The organism is Haliea sp. (genome assembly GCF_041395985.1).
Lineage (GTDB): Bacteria > Pseudomonadota > Gammaproteobacteria > Pseudomonadales > Halieaceae > Haliea.
Window position 1 is genome coordinate 698,072 of record NZ_JAWKZJ010000001.1, and the last position, 17,555, is coordinate 715,626.

Genomic DNA, 17,555 nt, shown 5'->3' on the forward strand with positions numbered 1-17,555 from the left:
CTACACGGCCTGGCCGGGGCTGAGCGCTACGCCCGGCTCCAGCGGCTTCTGCGCGAAGTGGAAGAAGGCGTAGACGACGGCCAGCAGCGGGCAGAGCAGGTTGAAAAAGGCAAAGGGGGCGTAGCTCAGGGTGGCCACGCCCAGCGTAGCGGACATGTAGGCACCACAGGTATTCCAGGGAATCAGCGCTGAGGTCAGTGTGGCCGAGTCCTCCAGCGTGCGCGACAGATTGAGCCGCGACAGTCCGCGACGGGCATATTCATCGCGGAACATGCGCCCGGGCAGGGCAACGGATATGAACTGGTCTGCCGCCAGCACGTTGGTGGCGATGCAGGTGCCGACCGTGGCGCTCACCAGCCCCGCCGCGCTGTGTACCCGCTGCAGTATCTTGCGCAGCAGGTGGTCGAGGATGCCGGTGCGCTCCAACACGCCGCCGAACGCCAGCGCGCAGATAATCAGCCACACTGTATTGAGCATACTGCTCATGCCGCCCTTGCTCAGCAGATCGTCGAGAAAGCGGTTGCCGCTGTTGGCCACATAACCGTCGAACAGGCTGATCCACACCCCTTTCAGCAGCAAAGCGGCCTGGTGGAGCTCCCCCGCCCCCCCCGCGAGTTCGCGCACCGCCTGCGGCTGGAACAACACCGCGAAAACAGCGCCCACAAGGGCGCTGATCACGATGGCGGGAAACGCCGGAAAGCGTTTGTAAATCAGCCCCAGCATCAGGATCAGCGGCAGCAGCAGGTACCAGCCGATGTTGAATTCCTGCATCAGGCTCTGCTGCAGTGCGGCGATCTCTTCGGGGGTTGCGGCCTCGCCGCCGCCGATCAGCAGGAACGCCAGCAGTGCCAGTGCAAACCCTGGCACGGTGGTCCACAGCATGTGGCGGATGTGGTCGAACAGGTCCACCCCGGTGGCCGCCGCCGCGAGATTGGTGGTGTCGGACATGGGGGACAGCTTGTCGCCGAAGTACGCGCCGGACACGATGGCGCCGGCCGTGATTGCCGGTGACAGGCCAAAGCTGCCGGCGATACCCATGAGTCCGATACCCAGGGTGCCCGCAACGGTCCAGGAGCTGCCGATACTCACTGCCACGATGGCGCAGATGGCTGCACTGGCGGCGTAAAACACCGATGGATTGAGTATCTCGACGCCATAGTAGATCATGGCGGGCACGGTGCCCGACAGAATCCAGGTGCCGATCAGCATGCCTACCGACAGCAGGATAAGCGTAGGCCCCAGCCCCACGGAAATACCGTGGATAATACCTTCCTGGGTCGCGTGCCAGGTGAGCCCGATACGCCTGCCGACCAGCGCCGCCACGCAGGCCGCGAGCAGCAGCGCGATCTGGTTGGCGCCGTAGGAGGAGTCCGCGCCGAACAGATAGACGGAGGCCGCCAGCAGCAGGGTCAGGAAGACCACTGGCGCCAGTGCGAGGCCGGTGGTCAACGGGCGATAGTCAGGGGGCTGGTCGCTCAAGGGGGCTCTCGTGTTGCTGCGGCAGGCACTGATCGGGCGTCATCAGGGCTGAAGAATGCCTTAAACTAGAGCGCGGGTACAGTGCGGGCAACGGCGGCAGGGGGAATACAGCGATGGTAATACGGTGGTGAGTAACGATCGCAAGGCGCTCTATCTGGGGCTGAGCGCGGTCCTGCTGTGGTCCACCGCGGCCACTGCCTTCAAACTCGCCCTGCGTGAGCTGGATGTGTTCCAGCTGGTCGCCTGGTCGGTGTCCGCCTCCGCACTGGCGCTGTTGGCGATCGTCTGCTGGCAGGGCCGGCAGCGGCAACTGTGGCGTTCGCTGCGCGAGCGCCCCGGCTATTTCCTGGTGCTGGCGGCCATCAACCCGCTGCTCTACTACCTGGTGCTGCTGCACGCCTATGCGCTGTTGCCGGCGCAGCAGGCACAGACCATCAATTACACCTGGGCCATCACACTGGCCCTGCTGGCGGTGCCGCTGCTCGGGCAGCGTCTGGGACGCCGTGATCTACTCGCGGTGGCCCTGGGCTATAGCGGCGTGGTGATTATCGCCACCCAGGGCCAGCCCTTTACCCTGCAGTTCAGCAGCCTGCCCGGGGTGGGGCTGGCGCTGGGCAGTACCCTGGTCTGGGCGCTGTACTGGATCCTCAATACCCGCAACCAGGGCGACCCGCTGGTCAGCCTGTGCCTGAATTTCCTGCTGGCGACTCCGGCCGCATGGCTGGTGTGCGGCCTGTTTTCAACACTCTCGACGGGCGGTACCACCGGGCTGCTGGCCGCCCTGTATGTGGGCCTGTTCGAGATGGGAATCACCTTCGCGCTCTGGTCCAGCGCCCTGCGCCTGACCAGTTCGGTGGCGCGGATCGGCAACCTGATCTTCCTGTCGCCGCTGTTTTCGCTGGTCTTTATCGCGACAGTGCTCGACGAGACCATCCACCCGGCGACACTGGTCGGGCTGGCCCTGATTATCCCCGGCGTGCTGCTGCAGCAGGCGGGCAGCACGACCGCGCCCAGCGAGGCCTAGATCGCAGTGGCCACGCCCGAGCCCCCGGTGTTGGCGCCCCGCTACTACCGCGACAATTTCCAGCACCTCTGCGATACAGTAGAAACGCTCTACGGCGATCTGTTGCAGCCCGAAGAGCACGCCTGGCTGGCACAGTGGCGTGCGGCTTCGGAACCGGCGCAGTGCCTGTACGTCAGGCTGGTTTCTCGCGTAGGGCCGTGGTTTCGCGTGAACAGGCTGGATTATCCGGAAATCGGGGCTGTTGAGGCGCCGCTGGCGGAACTTCACGCACTCGACCTGCTGCTGTTGCCGCAGGAAGCCAGCGAGGAGTCGCTGCAGGTGCAGGACCTGGACCGCCTGTTCACACTGCCCGAGTGGCGCCGCGCCTTCCGGGATCGCTTGACTGCGGCGGCACAGCGCAGCAAGGCGCAGTGGGTGGCAGCGGTGGAGGGGCTGGCTGAGCCGGTGGCCAATGTGCTGCAGGCGCTATGCGCAGCAACCAGCGAGCGCCTGGTTGCCCCGCTGGGTGTGGATACGGTCGGCCTGTTCCAGTTGCTGTTCTTCGGTAACCGGCGGCAAACGCTTACCGACTTCGTGCTCAGCGACCTGGGCATCAACCGCTATTATCCCTACGTACTGACCCGCGCGCAGCGACGCTTCCCCTGCCGCGAAGCGGTGGACGAGTACCGGCAACTGGGCGAACTGGCAGACAGGCACTGGCTGCTGGAACAGGCCGGGGAGGCGGAGGACTTCACCGCACTGGCTGAGGCCTTGCTCGACACCCCACCGCGCCACGCCACCAGTGAGCGACGCTACTGGCTGCTGTGCAATCGGCTGGGGCGCAATCTGGAGCGCAGCGGCGACTGGACGCTGGCCGGGCGGCTCTACCAGCGCAGCCAGCTGCATCCGGCGCGTGAGCGCCATCTCCGTGTGCTGGAGCAGCGCGGATGCTGGCAGGAGGCGCAGGACGCGTGTACGGAGCTGTTGCAAAGCCCCTGGTGTGAAGAGGAACGCGATGCGGCCCGGCGCATTCTGCCGCGGCTGCAGCGCCAACTGGGTTTGCCCCCGACTCCGCGCAGGCGTCGGGCGGTGCCGGTGCTGGACCTGGCGTTGCCGCAGACAGAGACTCGGGTAGAGATCGCGGTGGCCGAGCACCTCGCCGATGGCGAGTGGGACTCGGTGCACTATGTGGAGAACAGCCTGTTCAACAGCCTGTTCGGGCTTGCCTTCTGGGAGCAGATTTTTGCGCCGGTGCCCGGCGCTTTCCACAACCCCTTCCAGGCCGTGCCCGCAGACATGTACCAGGCCGGGTTTCGCAGCCGCAGGGAGGTGGCGCTGGCGCGTCGCCTGCGCGAGCTGGCCACGGGTGATCTCGCTGCCGAGTTGCAGGCTGCGTTGCAGCGCTACGCGGGTTACCAGTGTCGCTGGGTCAGCTGGCCGTTGCTGCACGCCGATTTTCTGGCCCGGGTCACAGCCTGCATACCACGGGAGCACCTGCTCGCGGTATGGGAGCGTATCCTGTTCGACCCGGGTGAAAACCGACGCGGCTTCCCCGACCTCATCGCCCTCGGTGAGGGCCCGGGCGCCTATTGCCTGGTTGAGGTAAAGGGTCCGGGCGACCAGCTGCAGCACAGTCAGCGGCGCTGGCTGCAGTTCTTCGGGGACCAGGGTATACCGGCGAAGGTGGCGCGGGTGGTGTGGACTGATGGCTGAGCACCGCGTCACCGTGCGTGAACTGGCGCTGTTCTGTCACCGCAGCGGTGACATCGACCACCGCTTCACGCCTTCACCCACGGGCCAGCAGGGGATTGAGGGGCACCAGCGCATCTACCGTCGCCGTCCAGCCAGCTACCGCGCGGAGTTTCCCGTGCAGCTCGCCTGGCAGGGGTCAGCAGAGCTGCCGGCGCTGTTGGTCTCCGGCCGTGCGGATGGTTACGACAGCGAGCAGGGGCTGGTGGAGGAAATCAAGACCTGCCGCATTGACCCGGCGCGCATCCCACCTGCGGTAACGCGCCTGCACCTGGCCCAGGGCAGGCTGTATGCGGCCTTGATTGCAGCCAGCGAGGATTTGCCCGGGCTGGCGGTACAGCTGACCTGGCTGCAGCTGGATACGGACGAGGAGCACTCGCTGCGGCAGGACTACAGTCGCGAAGAGCTGGATGACTTCCTGCAGGATACCCTCCTGCGCTACGGCCAGTGGCTGGCACAGGTGGCGCAGCGCCGCCAGCGGCGCGATGCCAGCCTCACGGCGCTGGCGTTCCCCCACGCGCAGTTCAGGGCTGGCCAGCGCGAGCTTTCCGAGCGTGTGTACAAGTGCATTCACCAGGCCGGTCAGCTATTGCTGGAGGCGCCCACTGGCATCGGCAAGACCGCCGCCGTGCTGTACCCCGCCCTGAAGGCCCTGGGCACAGGCCGCCATGACAGCGTCGTCTTTGCGACGACCCGTATCAGCGGGCGCCGCGCCGCGGAACAGGCCATGCAGCGCTTTGTGGCAGCGGGCTATGGCGGCAACGCGCTCAGCCTCACAGCCAGGGAGCAGGCCTGCCTGGCGCCGGGAAAAGCCTGCCACGGAGAGGATTGTCCCTACGCCAGCGGCTACTACGACCGTCTGCCCGCCGCCCTCGAGGAAGCGCTGCAGGCGCCGCTGTTGGGGCGCGAAGCGCTGGCCGGGATTGCCGGGCGTCACTCGGTATGCCCCTACCAGCTCAGCCTGGACCTGGTGCCCTGGGTGGATGTCATTGTTGCCGATGTCCACCACGTGTTCAGCCCCACCGCGAACCTCGCCGAGCACCTGACAGCCAGCGGTGGACGTTGGACAGTACTGCTGGACGAGGCGCACGGCCTGCCCGACCGGGCGCGCGGCATGTACGGAGCCGAGCTGCCCAAGGCGCTGGTGATGGCGGCCCGTCGCGAGTCCTCCGGGGACCTGCGACGGACGCTCGATCGGCTCAATCGCCAGTTGCTGGCGCTGTTGAAACTGCAGGGGTGGGTGTCCGCCAGCCATTGGCTGGTGGACGTGCCAGAGCCGCTCGGCAGGGCGTTGGCAGAGTGTGTGGAGGCGGTGAATGCAGCGCAGGCGCTGGATGCGTTTGTGTTGCAGGCCCGCCCTGCCCTGCGCGACCTGTATTTTGTCGCGCTGCAGTGGCAGCGCCTGCTGGAATGCTGGGGTGGCGAGTTCCGGCTGGAGCTTGAGCGGGGCGCTGGCCCCCAGGGCTTGTTACTGCGTGTGCATTGCCTGGAGCCCTCGCGATTGCTGGCGCAGCGTCACCAGGCGATGCATGCGCTGGTCGTGTTCTCCGCCACGCTCAGCCCGCAGCAGTGGGCACTGGATACCCTGGGTCTGACACCCGCGGCGGTGGCCTGGTGCGCGCCCTCCCCGTTCACCCGGGACCAGCTGCAGGTGCAGATCGCCTCGCATGTGGATACCCGCCTGCAGCAGCGTGCCGCAAGTTTGCCGGTGCTGGCCACCCTGCTGCGGCAATGGCTGGAGAGTGAGCCCGGGAACTGTTTGCTGTACTTCCCTTCGTACCGCTATCTGGAGGACTGCCTGCAGCAGATGCTGGAACAGGGTTGGCCGGCGGGCCGCCAGCGCTGGGTGCAGGGCCGGAGTGCGGCGGGTGGCCCGGACCTGTTGTCGTTGCTGCAGCAGGCGCGGGATGTGGCGGCGTTCTGTGTGCTCGGCGGTGCCTTCGGCGAGGGTATCGACCTGCCCGGGGATGAGTTGCACAGCGTGGTGATCGTGGGTGTTGGCCTGCCACAGGTGAGTGCCGGCAACGAACAGCTGCGGCAGCTGTTCGGCAGCCGCTACGGGAATGGCTTTGCCTACGCCTACCAGTACCCGGCGGCGCAGAAGGTCAGCCAGGCGCTGGGCCGTGTGGTGCGCACCGGAAGCGACCGCGGCAAGGCAATGCTGGTCGATGCGCGCTATGCCGACCCCGGCTGGCGGGCATTGCTGCCGCCCTGGTGGGACTACACGAGCTATCCGGTGACATCCAGCGGACGATAGCCGGGCTTGGCGAAGGCGAGTTGCACCGTGCCGATAATCCGTTCGCGGAAGCCGCCCTCGCAGTAGCAGAGGTAAAACTCCCACATGCGGATGAACTGGTCGTCAAAGCCCTGTCGGCGCACGGCGTCCAGCTGCGCGATAAAGCGCTCGCGCCAGGCGGCCAGGGTGCGTGCGTAGTCCAGGGTGATGTCGCGCAGGTGCACCATCTGCATGTCAGTGTCGCGGGCCAGGTGGTTGGCGATCACGGCTATGGACGGCAGGCAGCCGCCCGGGAAGATAAACCGCTTGATGAAGTCGACGGTATCCCGCGCCTGCTGGTAGCGCTGGTCGCTGATGGTGATCGCCTGTATGACCATTTTCCCGTGGGGTTTCAGCAGTTCGCTGCAGCGCGCAAAGTAGGTGCCGTAAAACTGGTGACCCACCGCTTCGATCATCTCGATGGACACCAGTTTGTCGTATTGTCCGGTGAGGTTGCGGTAGTCCTCGCAGAGCACCGTTACCCGATCACCCAGGTCCAGCTGGGCCACGCGCTCGCAGGTGTAATTGAATTGCTCTCTGGAGATGGTCGTTGTGGTGACCCGGCAGCCATAGTGTTGTGCGGCGTGAATCGCCATGCCGCCCCAGCCAGTGCCGATTTCCAACAGGTGATCGTCCGCGCTGAGTTCCAGCTGCCGGCAGATCTCGTCGAGTTTGGCCAGGGATGCTTCCTCCAGCGAGGTGTCGGCGCTGGAGAAGAGCGCGGAGGAGTACATCATGGTCGGGTCGAGAAACAGGCGGAAAAAATCGTTGCCCAGGTCGTAGTGTGCGGCGATGTTCCGGCGTGAACCGGAGTGCGTATTGCGGTTCATGCCGTGGGCGAGCTTCAGGCCCAGCCGCACCAGCCAGGACTGGCCGCGCTCCATGGCTTCCATGGTGAGCATGTTGGCGCTGAACAGGCGGGTGACCGTGGTCAGGTCGGGCGTCGACCAGTCGCCCTCGATGTAGGCCTCGCCTGAACCAATCGTGCCGCCGGAAAGCAGTTTGCCGTACACCGCGGGGTTGTGCACGGTCACCTCGGCATGGGGTTCGCCATCGCGTCGTGAGCTGCCGACACGGAACGTCTCGCCACCATCGTGCAGGGTGAGGCTGCCCACCGTAAAGTTGCCAAGTACCCGCAACAGCAGCTTGCGCGCCAGCTGATGGTTGGACCAGCGTTTACCGGCCTTGGTTTGCAGCCGCACCTGGCTGACACTCATGTCGTTCATATCACGCTCCAGAAGGTCTCGATCCGGGGTGGTTGTGCACCGGCACCCCTTTGATAAACAGGCGCAGTGCCTGCCAGTAAATACCCAGGGCCACCTTGAGTGTCATCAGTGGGTGACGCCAGAGAATGCGGTTCAGGTTGCGGCCGGTCATGGGTTGGGCGCGCAGGGTGAGATTGGCCTCGAAAATGCGCCCCTCGTCGGTGTCCGTCGCCAGGTAGATCGACAGGCGCTCGCCGGGGGTGTTGCTGCGCCACACGTAGTGCATGTCCATCGGGTTGAAGGGCGACACATGCATGGCCTTGTCGAAGGTATGTTGCAGCCAGCCGCCGCTCTCGGGGCCTCGCAGGACGTAGCTATGGCGCTCGTCCCAGGGTGTGTTGGTCACCTCTGCCACCAGGAACTCGAGGCGACTTTCGTCGTCATTGAAGCAGTAGTAACAGGCTATCGGGTTGATCTGGTAACCGAAGTAGCGCAGGTTGGCGAGCAGGTAGATGGGCCCGGTGTGCGCCTCACCGGTTTCTTCGCGGATGCGGCGCCGCACTTCGTCTGCAAGCGGTATTGCGGGATCACCGAGAAAGTCGCTGCGCAGGAAGCGTGCCGGCGCCCAGCGCGTGCTGGACCACAGCCAGCGTTTGGCAAACAGCTGGGGCAGTTCATCCAGGCATATCCAGGGCATGAAGACGCGATAGCTGAAGGCGTGCTCACGGGGCAGGAAGCGGCGGTGGCGCAGCATGCCTTGGTATAGCCGGGACTTCACGCGGCGGCCTTGGCCGCCTGGTTGATGCCGTCCGCCACACGCATGGCGCTGACGACACCATCTTCATGGAAGCCGTTGTGCCAGTAGGCGCCGCAGTACCAGGTATTGCGTGTGCCGTTGATCTCCTGCCAGCGCTGCTGGGCTTTGATGCCCGCCAGCGAAAACACCGGGTGGGCATAGTTGAACGTGCCGAGGATGCGGTTCGGGTTGATGGAGGCAGTGTCGTTCAGCGTCACGCAAAAGGTCTCCGGTGCATTGAGTCCCTGCAGGATATTCATATTGTAGGTTACCACGGCTCGCCCGGAATCCACGCCCAGGCGGTAATTCCAGCTCGACCAGGTTTTGCGGTTCTGCGGCAGCAGGCGGACGTCGGTGTGCAGCACCACCTCGTTGTTCTGGTAGGGCAGTGCACCGAGGATGGCCTTTTCCTCCTCCGATGGGTCGGCAAGCATGCGCAGGGCCTGGTCGGAGTGTGCCGCCACCACCACCTGATCGAAGCGGAAGCTGCGGCCATCGCGCAGGGCGAGGTCAACGCCGTTGGGATTCCGGTTGATGTGGGTGACCTCGCTGGAGGTGTGTATACGGTCTTCGAAGCGCTGGCAGAGCGGCCGCAGGTATTCCCGCGAACCGCCTTCCACGACCCGCCACTGGGGTCGGTTGTTGACCGAAAGCAGGCCGTGATTGCGGAAGAATCGCAAAAAGAATTCCAGTGGGAAATCGCTCACGCTGGCGCAGTCTGCAGACCAGATTGCGGAGGCCATGGGCACCAGGTAATGACTGCTGAAGGCATCGCCGTAGCGTTTGCGCTGCAGGTAGTGGCCCAGCGTTTCCCCGGGCTCCAGCAGTCCGGACTCCAGGTCGGCGACGGATTCACGGTTGAAGCGCAGGATGTCGCGCACCATGCCCAGGAAGCGGGGCGATGCCAGATTGCGTCGCTGCGCGAAGAGGGTATTGATGCTGCTGCCCGAGTATTCGAGGCCGCTGTCGAGATCGCTGACGCTGAAGCCCATGTCCGTCGGTTTGCTGCTGACGCCCAGTTCCTGCAACAGGGCGATGAAATTGGGATAGGTCCAGTCGTTGTAGACGATGAAGCCCGTGTCCACGGCGTAGCGCCGGGTGCCCAGCTTGACATCGACGGTGGCCGTGTGGCCCCCGATCTGCGTCCCTGCCTCGAACACAGTCACGCGGTGCGCGCGGCTGAGATAGTGGGCACAGGACAGGCCGGAAATACCTGAACCGATGACTGCGATATCCAAAACTGTGACTCCTCCCGGCCTTCAGGCGGCACCGCGCTGCGTCGCGGTCGAAACCCGTGCCTCAAACGATAGTTCAATGGCCAGATTACGCCCTCCCGCTGCCGCTGGATCATTCTGCTTATTTATAGAAACGATATGATCCGGCTGCCTCGCCGGGGCGTATACTGGCCTGAACACGATGAAGAACGCGGGTGCAACGGTGGAAGAAAAGATCGACAGTGCGTCGAACGGCTGGCAGGGCCCCACAGGGCGCCGTACCGACGAGTGGAGCGAATGCCTCACACAAATTGCAGCGACCGGCGATCGCGCGGCGTTTACGCGCTTCTTCCGCCACTTTGCGCCGCTGATCAAGGCCTTCGCCCTGTCCGGCTCCAGTCTGTCCGCGGCACATGCAGACGAACTGGTTCAGGAAGTGATGTTGAAGGCCTGGCAGAAGGCCTCCGCGTTCAACCCGGAGAAGGCAGCCGCCAGCACCTGGGTCTACACGATAGCGCGCAACTGCCGCACGGACATGTTTCGTCGTTTGCAGAAGTTCGATACGCCGCTCGCGGCGGACGATTTCATGCCGGATCAGGAACCCAGCGAGCCCTTTGCCATGTTGCAGAGTCGCCGCAGCCGGGACACGATCCACGAATTGATGGGTACCCTGCCGCCAGATCAGGCGCAGATACTCGCCAAGGTATACATGGAAGGCAAGTCGCACGCGGAAGCGGCGGCTGAGTTGGATCTCCCGCTGGGCACCGTCAAGTCACGGGTCCGGCTGGCAATCCAGAAATTGCAAATTCAGATAGACAGGTAAGCAGCAGAATATCATGGCCAAGTTTCATCCCAGCGTTGATTTATTGACCGAGTACGTGGCGGGTATCCTGCCGCTCGCGCAGTCCGCCTGCATCTCGGCACACCTCAATTACTGCCCGCAGTGCCAGCAGCAAAGTGCCCGCTTGCAGGACCTGGGTGCCGTGTTGTTCGAGAGCCTGACACCGGTGCCGGTGGGCGACGCGCTGCTCAACACCGTGCTGGCGCGGTTGGACGAGGAGCCGCCCCTCAGCTATCGGCGTGCCCAGGACCCTGCAGTAGGCCGGCTCCCGGCGTTGTTGCAGCGGCTGATGAAGGGCGATTTCTCCGAGCTGTCCTGGAACAAGATTACGTCCTCCCTGAGCATCAGCTACCTGAAAACGGGCGATACCGCCTACGAGTTTGCGCTCTATCACATCAAGGCGGGCGGCAGGATTCCCGAGCACACCCACCGCGGCTCTGAAATGACGCTGGTGCTGCAGGGTGGCTTCTCTGACGCCGCAGGCAGCTACCACGAGGGTGATTTCCTGTTCCGCGAAGCCAGTGACACCCATGCGCCCACTGCCTTGCAGTCAGAGGACTGCATCTGTCTCGCCGTGCTGGACGCGCCCCTTCGCTTCACCGGCTGGAAGTATCGCTGGATGAACCCATTCCTGCAATTGCGCGCAGGCTGATTCGATCGCCCCCTCTCGGGGGCTTTTTTTTGTCTTCCTTCACCTGTTTGCGGGATGGTGGCAACCGCAGGCCATGGGACGATAGAGTATTGAATCGGCCAATGCCGGGCCTGCAATTATTTGCCATGTGAATATTAGGCATAATTCCTTGACGGGGGTCTGTGTGCTACAGTCCCGTGCCGAAAAACAGGGAGAGCCGGGATCAGGGGTTACCAAACGTTACAGAATAAGGTGCCAGACCCTGCTGCCACGGCCACAACAACGACAGCAATCTCAACCGACACGCTTGAAAACGGGGTAGGAAGAACTATGCGCATCGCAATTCCGAGGGAGACGCATCCGGGCGAAAACCGGGTGCCGGTCACACCGGAGACAGCCAAGAAGCTGTGTCGCCTGGGTGCTGACCTGGTCATTGAAAATGGGATGGGCCTCGGGTCCGGGTTCACGGATGAGGAATACGCTGCAGCCGGTGCCACGTTGACGACCGATCGCGAAGGTCTGTTCCGTGACGCCGACATGCTGTTGCGCCTGCGCAAGCCCGAGAAGGCCGATATCGCGCTGATGAAAAAGGGCTGCATCCACATCAGCTACCTGGATCCGTTCAATGAGCACGACCTGGTGCGCAGCCTGCAGCAGCACGGTGTGACCGCCATCAGCATGGAAATGATTCCGCGTACCACGCGCAGCCAGAAAATGGACGCCCTGAGTTCCCAGGCCAACCTGGCGGGTTATGTCATGGTGCTGCAGGCCGCTACGCACCTGCCGCGCATCTTCCCGATGATGATGACACCGGCGGGCACGCTGAAACCGGCCAAGGTGTTCATTATCGGTGCTGGTGTCGCCGGCCTGCAGGCGATTGCGACCGCCAAGCGTCTCGGTGCACGGGTGACGGCCTTTGATACCCGCCCGGTGGTGGCGGAGCAGGTGCGCTCGCTGGGCGCCACCTTCCTTGAGATCGACCTGGGGCAAACCGGTGAGACGGCCGGTGGCTACGCCACGGAGCTGACGCCTGAGCAGATCCAGAAACAGCGCGAAGCGCAGAAAGACACCATTGCCGACTCCGACGTGGTGATCACCACCGCCCAGGTGTTTGGCCGCAAGCCCCCGGTGATCGTTACCCGGGACATGGTGGAAGGCATGAAGCCGGGTTCCGTGATCGTGGACATGGCGGCTGAAACCGGTGGCAATGTGGAGGGCTCGGTGCCGAATGAAGTGGTCACCGTCAACGGCGTGACCATCATCGGCAAGGGTAACCTGCCCAACGAAGTCTGCCGCGACGCCAGCCACATGTATGCCAGCAACCTCTTCAACCTGGTGGACGATGCCTGGGACAAGGAGAGCAACGCCTTCAAGATCGACTTTGAACACGACATCCTGCCCGGCTGCATCATTACGCACGGTGGTGAAGTGACAAACGAAACCATCAAGAAAATCCTGGAGGGGGGCAACTGATATGGAAGCCGTATTCCTGACCTTTATATTGATGTTGTCCATTTTCCTGGGCTTCGAACTGATCAACAAAGTACCGGCAACGCTGCACACGCCGCTGATGTCCGGTGCCAACGCGATTTCCGGCATCACTGTGGTCGGTGCCATCAGCCTTGCCGGCACTGGCCAGCACGATGTGGCCCAGTGGCTGGGTGCTGCGGCTGTCGCTCTGGCGACGATCAACGTGGTGGGTGGTTACATGGTGACCGACCGCATGCTGGCGATGTTCAAGAAGAGGGGTAAATAATCATGGGTGCAACCGGATTGGCCATTCAATTGGCGTTTGTTATCGCGGCGGCCCTGTTTATTTTCGGCCTCAAGCTGCTGGGTTCCGCCGCCACGGCACGCAAGGGTAACCTGCTGTCCGCGGTGGGCATGCTGCTGGCGATTGTCGCCGCGCTGCTTGACCAGGGCATCGTCGAGTTCCAGTGGGTACTGGCGGGGATGGTGGTTGGCGGTGTCATCGGCGCTGGCGCCGCACGCCTGGTGCAGATGACCTCCATGCCCGAGATGGTGGCGCTGTTCAACGGCTTTGGCGGTATGGCCAGCCTGCTGGTCGGTGCTGCGGCGCTGGGTGCCGGCGACAGCAACACCTTCATCCTGGTGACCATCGTGCTGTCCATTCTCATCGGCGGTCTGACCTTCACCGGCTCCCTGGTGGCCTACGGCAAGCTGAGCGAGAAGATCGGCAGTGGCGCCGTCACCTTCAGCGGCCAGCAGATCGTCAACAGCCTGCTGGTGCTGGCGATTCTTGCCAGCGCCGTGATGTTCTGCCTGCAGCCCGAGAACAGCCAGTGGCTGTACGCCATCATCGCGCTGTCCCTGCTGTTCGGTATCATGGCAGTGATCCCCATTGGCGGCGCCGACATGCCGGTGGTCATCTCGCTGCTGAACTCCTACTCAGGCCTTGCGGCCTGTGCGGCGGGTTTCGCCATCAATAACAACATCCTCATTGTCGCCGGCTCCCTGGTGGGCGCCTCGGGCATCATCCTCACGCAGATCATGTGCAAGGCGATGAACCGCTCCCTGAGCAACGTCCTGTTCAGCGGCTTTGGCAGCGTCAGCAGCGCCGAGGCGGTGGTAGAGGGTGAAATCAAGCCGATTTCCGTGGAAGACGCCTTTTACGTACTGGAGGCCGCAAGCAGCGTGGTGATCGTGCCCGGCTACGGCATGGCCGTTGCCCAGGCGCAGCACGTGGTCAAGGAACTGTGTGAACTGCTGGAAGAAAACGGCTGCGAGGTCAACTTCGGTATTCACCCGGTGGCGGGCCGTATGCCGGGGCACATGAACGTGCTGCTGGCAGAAGCGGACGTACCCTACGACCAGCTGCTGGAGATGGACGAGATCAACCCACGTATGGAAACCGTGGACGTGGCGATTGTGATCGGCGCCAACGACGTGGTGAACCCTGCTGCGCGGGAGGTGGAGTCCAGCCCCATCTACGGCATGCCGGTGATCAACGTCGACAAGGCACGCACCGTGTTCGTACTCAAGCGGTCCATGGCGTCGGGCTTTGCCGGCATCGAAAACCCGCTGTTCTACAAGGAAAACACCCGCATGCTGTTCGGCGATGCGAAAGAAAGCATCGGCGGCCTGATCCGCGAGTTCAGCTAAGTCCTTCTCGCCCTGCGGGTGCAGTGCATCCGCGGGGTGTGATCCCTTCCGACTAGCAAGCGAGATGTTCTCTTAACGCAGGGCTGGGAAGTTACTGCGGTGGAAGGGCGTCTGCCTCCACAACCTCCCGGAACTGCAGACTCGCCAGCCGCGCATACAGCGGTGAATCCCGCAGCAGGGTCTCGTGCGTGCCCGTGGCCACCAGCTGCCCCTTGTCCAGCACCGCAATGCGGTCCGCGTGGCGTATGGTGGACAGGCGGTGGGCGATGATCACCGTGGTGCGGTTGCGCATCAGTTCCTCAAGCGCGAGTTGCACCTGGTGCTCGCTTTCGCTGTCCAGAGCGCTGGTGGCCTCATCCAGCAACAGCACGCGGGGGTTCGCCAGTATGGCACGGGCCAGGGCGATGCGCTGGCGCTGGCCGCCGGACAGGCGTACGCCCTGCTCCCCCAACTCGCTGTCGTAGCCCTTCGGCAGGCGCTGGATGAACTCATCGGCGTGAGCTGCCCTGGCAGCCGCCATCACCTCTTCCGTGCTGGCGGCGGGCATGCCGTAGGCAATGTTGTAGCGCACGGTGCCGGTGAATAGCGCCGGCTGTTGCGGCACCAGGGCCATTTGCTGGCGCAGGGTTTCCAGGCGCATCTCGCGCAGGTCCACACCGTCAAACAGCACCGCGCCGTCCTGCGGGTCGTAGAAGCGCAACAGCAACTGGAACAGGGTTGATTTGCCGCCGCCTGAGGGGCCGACCAGGGCCAGGCTCTTGCCTTCTTCAATGACCAGTGACAGGCCCTTCAGTGCCGGGTCAGCCGGGCGCGCCGGGTAGGCGAAGGTGACGTTGCGCAGGCTCAGGTTGGCCCGGCGGGGCACCGCACGGCTGGTGCCGTCAATAATTTCGCTGCGGGTATGCAGCAGTTCCAGCAGGCGCTCGGAGGCACCCGCCGCACGCTGCAGTTCGCCCCACACTTCCGAAATGGTGGCGAACCCGGAGCCCACCATCAGCGCATAGAACACGAACGCGCCCAACTCACCGCCGCTCATTTCGCCGCTGATGACCGACTGCCCGCCACTCCAGAGCATGGCCGCCATGCCGCCGAAGAGCAGGAGGATGGCGACCCCCACCAACAGGGCGCGCTGGCGAATGCGCCGCCGGGCGATGACAAAGGCACGCTCAACTTCCCGGCCGAAGGCAGCGCTTTCGCGGCTTTCGCTGGTATAGCTCTGCACGGTGCGGATGTGCTGGATAATCTCGCCGGCGTAGCTGCCGACGTTGGCGATGCTGTCCTGGCTCTGGGTGGACAGCCGCCGCACGCGCCGCCCGAAGAACAGGATGGGCAGCAGCACCAGCGGCACTGCCACCGTAATGATCAGGCTCAGCTGGATGTTGGTGATGAACATCAGCACCAGGCCGCCGAGCAGGGTCAGCCCGCTGCGCAGCGCCATGCTCAGGGAGGAGCCGATGATGGTCTGTAGCAGCGTGGTGTCGGTGGTGAGGCGCGACATGATTTCGCCGCTGCGGTTGGTCTCGAAATACCCGGGATCCAGATGGATGATGTTGTCGAACACCGCGTTGCGGATGTCGGCGCTGACCCGCTCGCCCAGCCAGGAGACAAAATAGAAGCGGGCAAACGTGCCCACGGCCATGGCGGCGGCGATGACCAGAATGACGCCGATGGCATTGGCCAGGTCGGCGCGGGTGCCGCCGCTGAAGCCTTCGTCGATAAGCACCTGGATACCCCGGCCGAGAAACAGCGTGGCCCCCGCGGTAAATACCAGCGCGGTGCCGGCGGCCAGCAGGCGAGCCCGGTAGGGCAGCAGGAAGCGCAATATGGCCAGCAGCGGTGACAGGCTGCGACCGGGCTTTGCCGCCATTACTCCGTGTCTGCCGGGGCTGCGCCGCGCCGTTTGATCAGGCGCCCGAACACAATGCCCAGTTCGAACAGGCACCACATGGGTACCGCCAGCAGCGCCTGTGAGATCACGTCGGGCGGGGTGAGCAGCATGCCAAAGACGAAGCAGCCGACGATGACGTAGGGCCTTTTACGCGCGAGATCCTCGGGTGTGGTGATCCCGGCGGCGATCATGATTACCACCGCGATGGGGATCTCAAAGGAGATACCGAAGGCGAAGAACAGCTTCAGCACAAAGTTCAGGTAGCTGTTGATATCGGTCATGATGGCGATATCTTCCGGGCCCACGCTGGTAAAGAACCCGAACACCAGCGGAAACACCACGTAGTAGGCGAAGGCTGCGCCGGCGTAGAACAGCACCACGCTGGAGGCCAGCAGGGGTATGGCGAGGCGCTTTTCATGCCGGTACATCCCGGGTGCGATAAAGCTCCAGGCCTGGTAGAGCACATAGGGAATGGCGATGAACACCGCGGCGACCAGGGTGAGCTTAAACGGCGTCAGGAACGGCGAGGCGACATCCGTGGCGATCATCGACGCGCCCGCTGGCAGCAGCGCGCGCAGCGGCTCGGAGACGAAGCTGTAGATCTCGTTGGCGAAGGGAAACAGGCCGATGAACACGATCAACACGGCGAGCAGCGCGCGCAGGAGCCGGTCGCGCAGCTCGGTGAGGTGTGCCACCAGGGGCAGGGGCTGGTCTTCGCTGTCGTCGCTCATTGCCCCGAAGGCTCCTTGTCGGGGCTGACCTGCCCGGGGCGTCCAGGGTTCGCTGCACTGGAATCCTCGGTGGACGCGGACGCCGCTGCGCTGTCGTTCCCGCCGGCCGCCTTCAGGGCATCGCCGGCCTGCTGTGCATCGCGCTTCAGGTCGCTACCGGTTTTGCGCAGCTCCTGCATGATGGCGTCGTTGTGCAGTTCCTGCTCTACCTCGCTGCGGATCTGATTGAAGCCGCGGCGGATCTGCGCCAGCCAGGCGCTCACGGTACGGATTGTCGAGGGCAGCCGCTCGGGCCCGATGACCAACAGCCCGACCACTCCGATAAGCAGTAGCTCGGCAAACCCGATATCAAACATGGCGGCGTGTCACGACTTGCTGTTGTCGCTCCGTGCTTCGCCGCTGGTGTCGTCCTTGGTTTCCGCTTCCGCCTCCGCCTTGCTGCTCTCATCATCCTGGATGCTTTTGCGGAAGCCCTTCACGGCGCTGCCGAGGTCGCTGCCCAGGGTGCGCAGGCGCTTGGTGCCGAACAACATGATGACAATGGCGAGAATGATCAACAATTGCCAGATACTGATGCCACCGATACCCATGTGTGTCTCCGTTGTGTAGTGGTGATCCCG

At 63.9% G+C, this 17,555-nt stretch carries 16 protein-coding genes; 8 read left to right on the forward strand and 8 right to left on the reverse strand.

The features are described 5' to 3' along the window. Positions 1-1,479 carry a Na+/H+ antiporter NhaC gene (gene nhaC / locus R3E49_RS03225; RefSeq protein ID WP_371293721.1) on the reverse strand — a complete coding sequence of 493 codons (1,479 nt, stop codon included), beginning with the start codon at positions 1,477-1,479 and terminating at the stop codon, positions 1-3. A gap of 127 nt (positions 1,480-1,606) precedes the next feature. On the opposite strand from nhaC, the gene R3E49_RS03230 reads away from it, so the two are divergent. The 3 genes from R3E49_RS03230 to R3E49_RS03240 are packed head-to-tail and all read left to right on the forward strand — an operon-like array spanning position 1,607 to position 6,488. Then, entirely contained in the window at positions 1,607-2,503 is an 897-nt protein-coding gene (locus tag R3E49_RS03230) for a DMT family transporter (protein WP_371293722.1), read from the forward strand. A gap of 6 nt (positions 2,504-2,509) precedes the next feature. Further along, a complete protein-coding gene (locus tag R3E49_RS03235) occupies positions 2,510-4,195 on the forward strand; it encodes a VRR-NUC domain-containing protein (protein WP_371293723.1) in 1,686 nt (561 codons plus the stop codon). Then, positions 4,188-6,488, forward strand: a complete 2,301-nt coding sequence (locus R3E49_RS03240; RefSeq protein ID WP_371293724.1) for a helicase C-terminal domain-containing protein — start codon at positions 4,188-4,190, stop codon at positions 6,486-6,488. Before R3E49_RS03235 ends, R3E49_RS03240 begins: the two co-directional genes overlap by 8 nt. Here R3E49_RS03240 and R3E49_RS03245 read toward each other — a convergent pair. Genes R3E49_RS03245 through R3E49_RS03255 form a run of 3 tightly spaced genes read right to left on the reverse strand, consistent with a single transcriptional unit; the run spans position 6,461 to position 9,745 of the window. Next, the gene (locus R3E49_RS03245; RefSeq protein WP_371293725.1) at positions 6,461-7,732 is read right to left on the reverse strand and encodes a class I SAM-dependent methyltransferase; all 1,272 of its coding nucleotides are present in this window, start codon (positions 7,730-7,732) and stop codon (positions 6,461-6,463) included. The two genes, R3E49_RS03240 and R3E49_RS03245, sit on opposite strands and share 28 nt — an antisense overlap. Before the next feature lies 1 nt (position 7,733). Beyond that, a complete protein-coding gene (locus R3E49_RS03250) occupies positions 7,734-8,465 on the reverse strand; it encodes a DUF1365 domain-containing protein (protein ID WP_371293726.1) in 732 nt (243 codons plus the stop codon). A gap of 20 nt (positions 8,466-8,485) precedes the next feature. Beyond that, positions 8,486-9,745 (reverse strand): NAD(P)/FAD-dependent oxidoreductase, encoded by a 1,260-nt coding sequence (locus R3E49_RS03255; protein WP_371293727.1) that lies wholly within the window; start codon positions 9,743-9,745, stop codon positions 8,486-8,488. Positions 9,746-9,923: 178 nt separating this feature from the next. On the opposite strand from R3E49_RS03255, the gene R3E49_RS03260 reads away from it, so the two are divergent. From R3E49_RS03260 to R3E49_RS03280, 5 genes are all read left to right on the forward strand, one after another. Continuing rightward, positions 9,924-10,544 carry a sigma-70 family RNA polymerase sigma factor gene (locus R3E49_RS03260; RefSeq protein ID WP_290741361.1) on the forward strand — a complete coding sequence of 207 codons (621 nt, stop codon included), beginning with the start codon at positions 9,924-9,926 and terminating at the stop codon, positions 10,542-10,544. Positions 10,545-10,557: 13 nt separating this feature from the next. Next, positions 10,558-11,214, forward strand: a complete 657-nt coding sequence (locus R3E49_RS03265) for a ChrR family anti-sigma-E factor (RefSeq protein WP_290741363.1) — start codon at positions 10,558-10,560, stop codon at positions 11,212-11,214. A gap of 309 nt (positions 11,215-11,523) precedes the next feature. Beyond that, positions 11,524-12,666 carry a Re/Si-specific NAD(P)(+) transhydrogenase subunit alpha gene (locus R3E49_RS03270; protein ID WP_371293728.1) on the forward strand — a complete coding sequence of 381 codons (1,143 nt, stop codon included), beginning with the start codon at positions 11,524-11,526 and terminating at the stop codon, positions 12,664-12,666. A gap of 1 nt (position 12,667) precedes the next feature. Then, entirely contained in the window at positions 12,668-12,949 is a 282-nt protein-coding gene (locus R3E49_RS03275; protein WP_371293729.1) for an NAD(P) transhydrogenase subunit alpha, read from the forward strand. Positions 12,950-12,951: 2 nt separating this feature from the next. Next, positions 12,952-14,316 (forward strand): NAD(P)(+) transhydrogenase (Re/Si-specific) subunit beta, encoded by a 1,365-nt coding sequence (locus R3E49_RS03280; RefSeq protein ID WP_371293730.1) that lies wholly within the window; start codon positions 12,952-12,954, stop codon positions 14,314-14,316. A gap of 91 nt (positions 14,317-14,407) precedes the next feature. Here the strand turns inward: R3E49_RS03280 and R3E49_RS03285 are convergent, their stop codons facing one another. Genes R3E49_RS03285 through tatA form a run of 4 tightly spaced genes read right to left on the reverse strand, consistent with a single transcriptional unit; the run spans position 14,408 to position 17,525 of the window. After that, positions 14,408-16,183, reverse strand: a complete 1,776-nt coding sequence (locus R3E49_RS03285) for an ABC transporter transmembrane domain-containing protein (RefSeq protein ID WP_371293731.1) — start codon at positions 16,181-16,183, stop codon at positions 14,408-14,410. Continuing rightward, positions 16,183-16,935 carry a twin-arginine translocase subunit TatC gene (gene tatC, locus R3E49_RS03290; protein ID WP_371293732.1) on the reverse strand — a complete coding sequence of 251 codons (753 nt, stop codon included), beginning with the start codon at positions 16,933-16,935 and terminating at the stop codon, positions 16,183-16,185. The genes R3E49_RS03285 and tatC overlap by 1 nt, the downstream gene beginning before the upstream one ends. After that, the gene (tatB, locus tag R3E49_RS03295; protein WP_371293733.1) at positions 16,932-17,291 is read right to left on the reverse strand and encodes a Sec-independent protein translocase protein TatB; all 360 of its coding nucleotides are present in this window, start codon (positions 17,289-17,291) and stop codon (positions 16,932-16,934) included. Before tatB ends, tatC begins: the two co-directional genes overlap by 4 nt. Before the next feature lie 9 nt (positions 17,292-17,300). Then, positions 17,301-17,525, reverse strand: coding sequence for a twin-arginine translocase TatA/TatE family subunit (gene tatA, locus R3E49_RS03300; RefSeq protein WP_371293734.1), 225 nt, complete (start codon positions 17,523-17,525; stop codon positions 17,301-17,303). Positions 17,526-17,555: the final 30 nt, after the last annotated feature.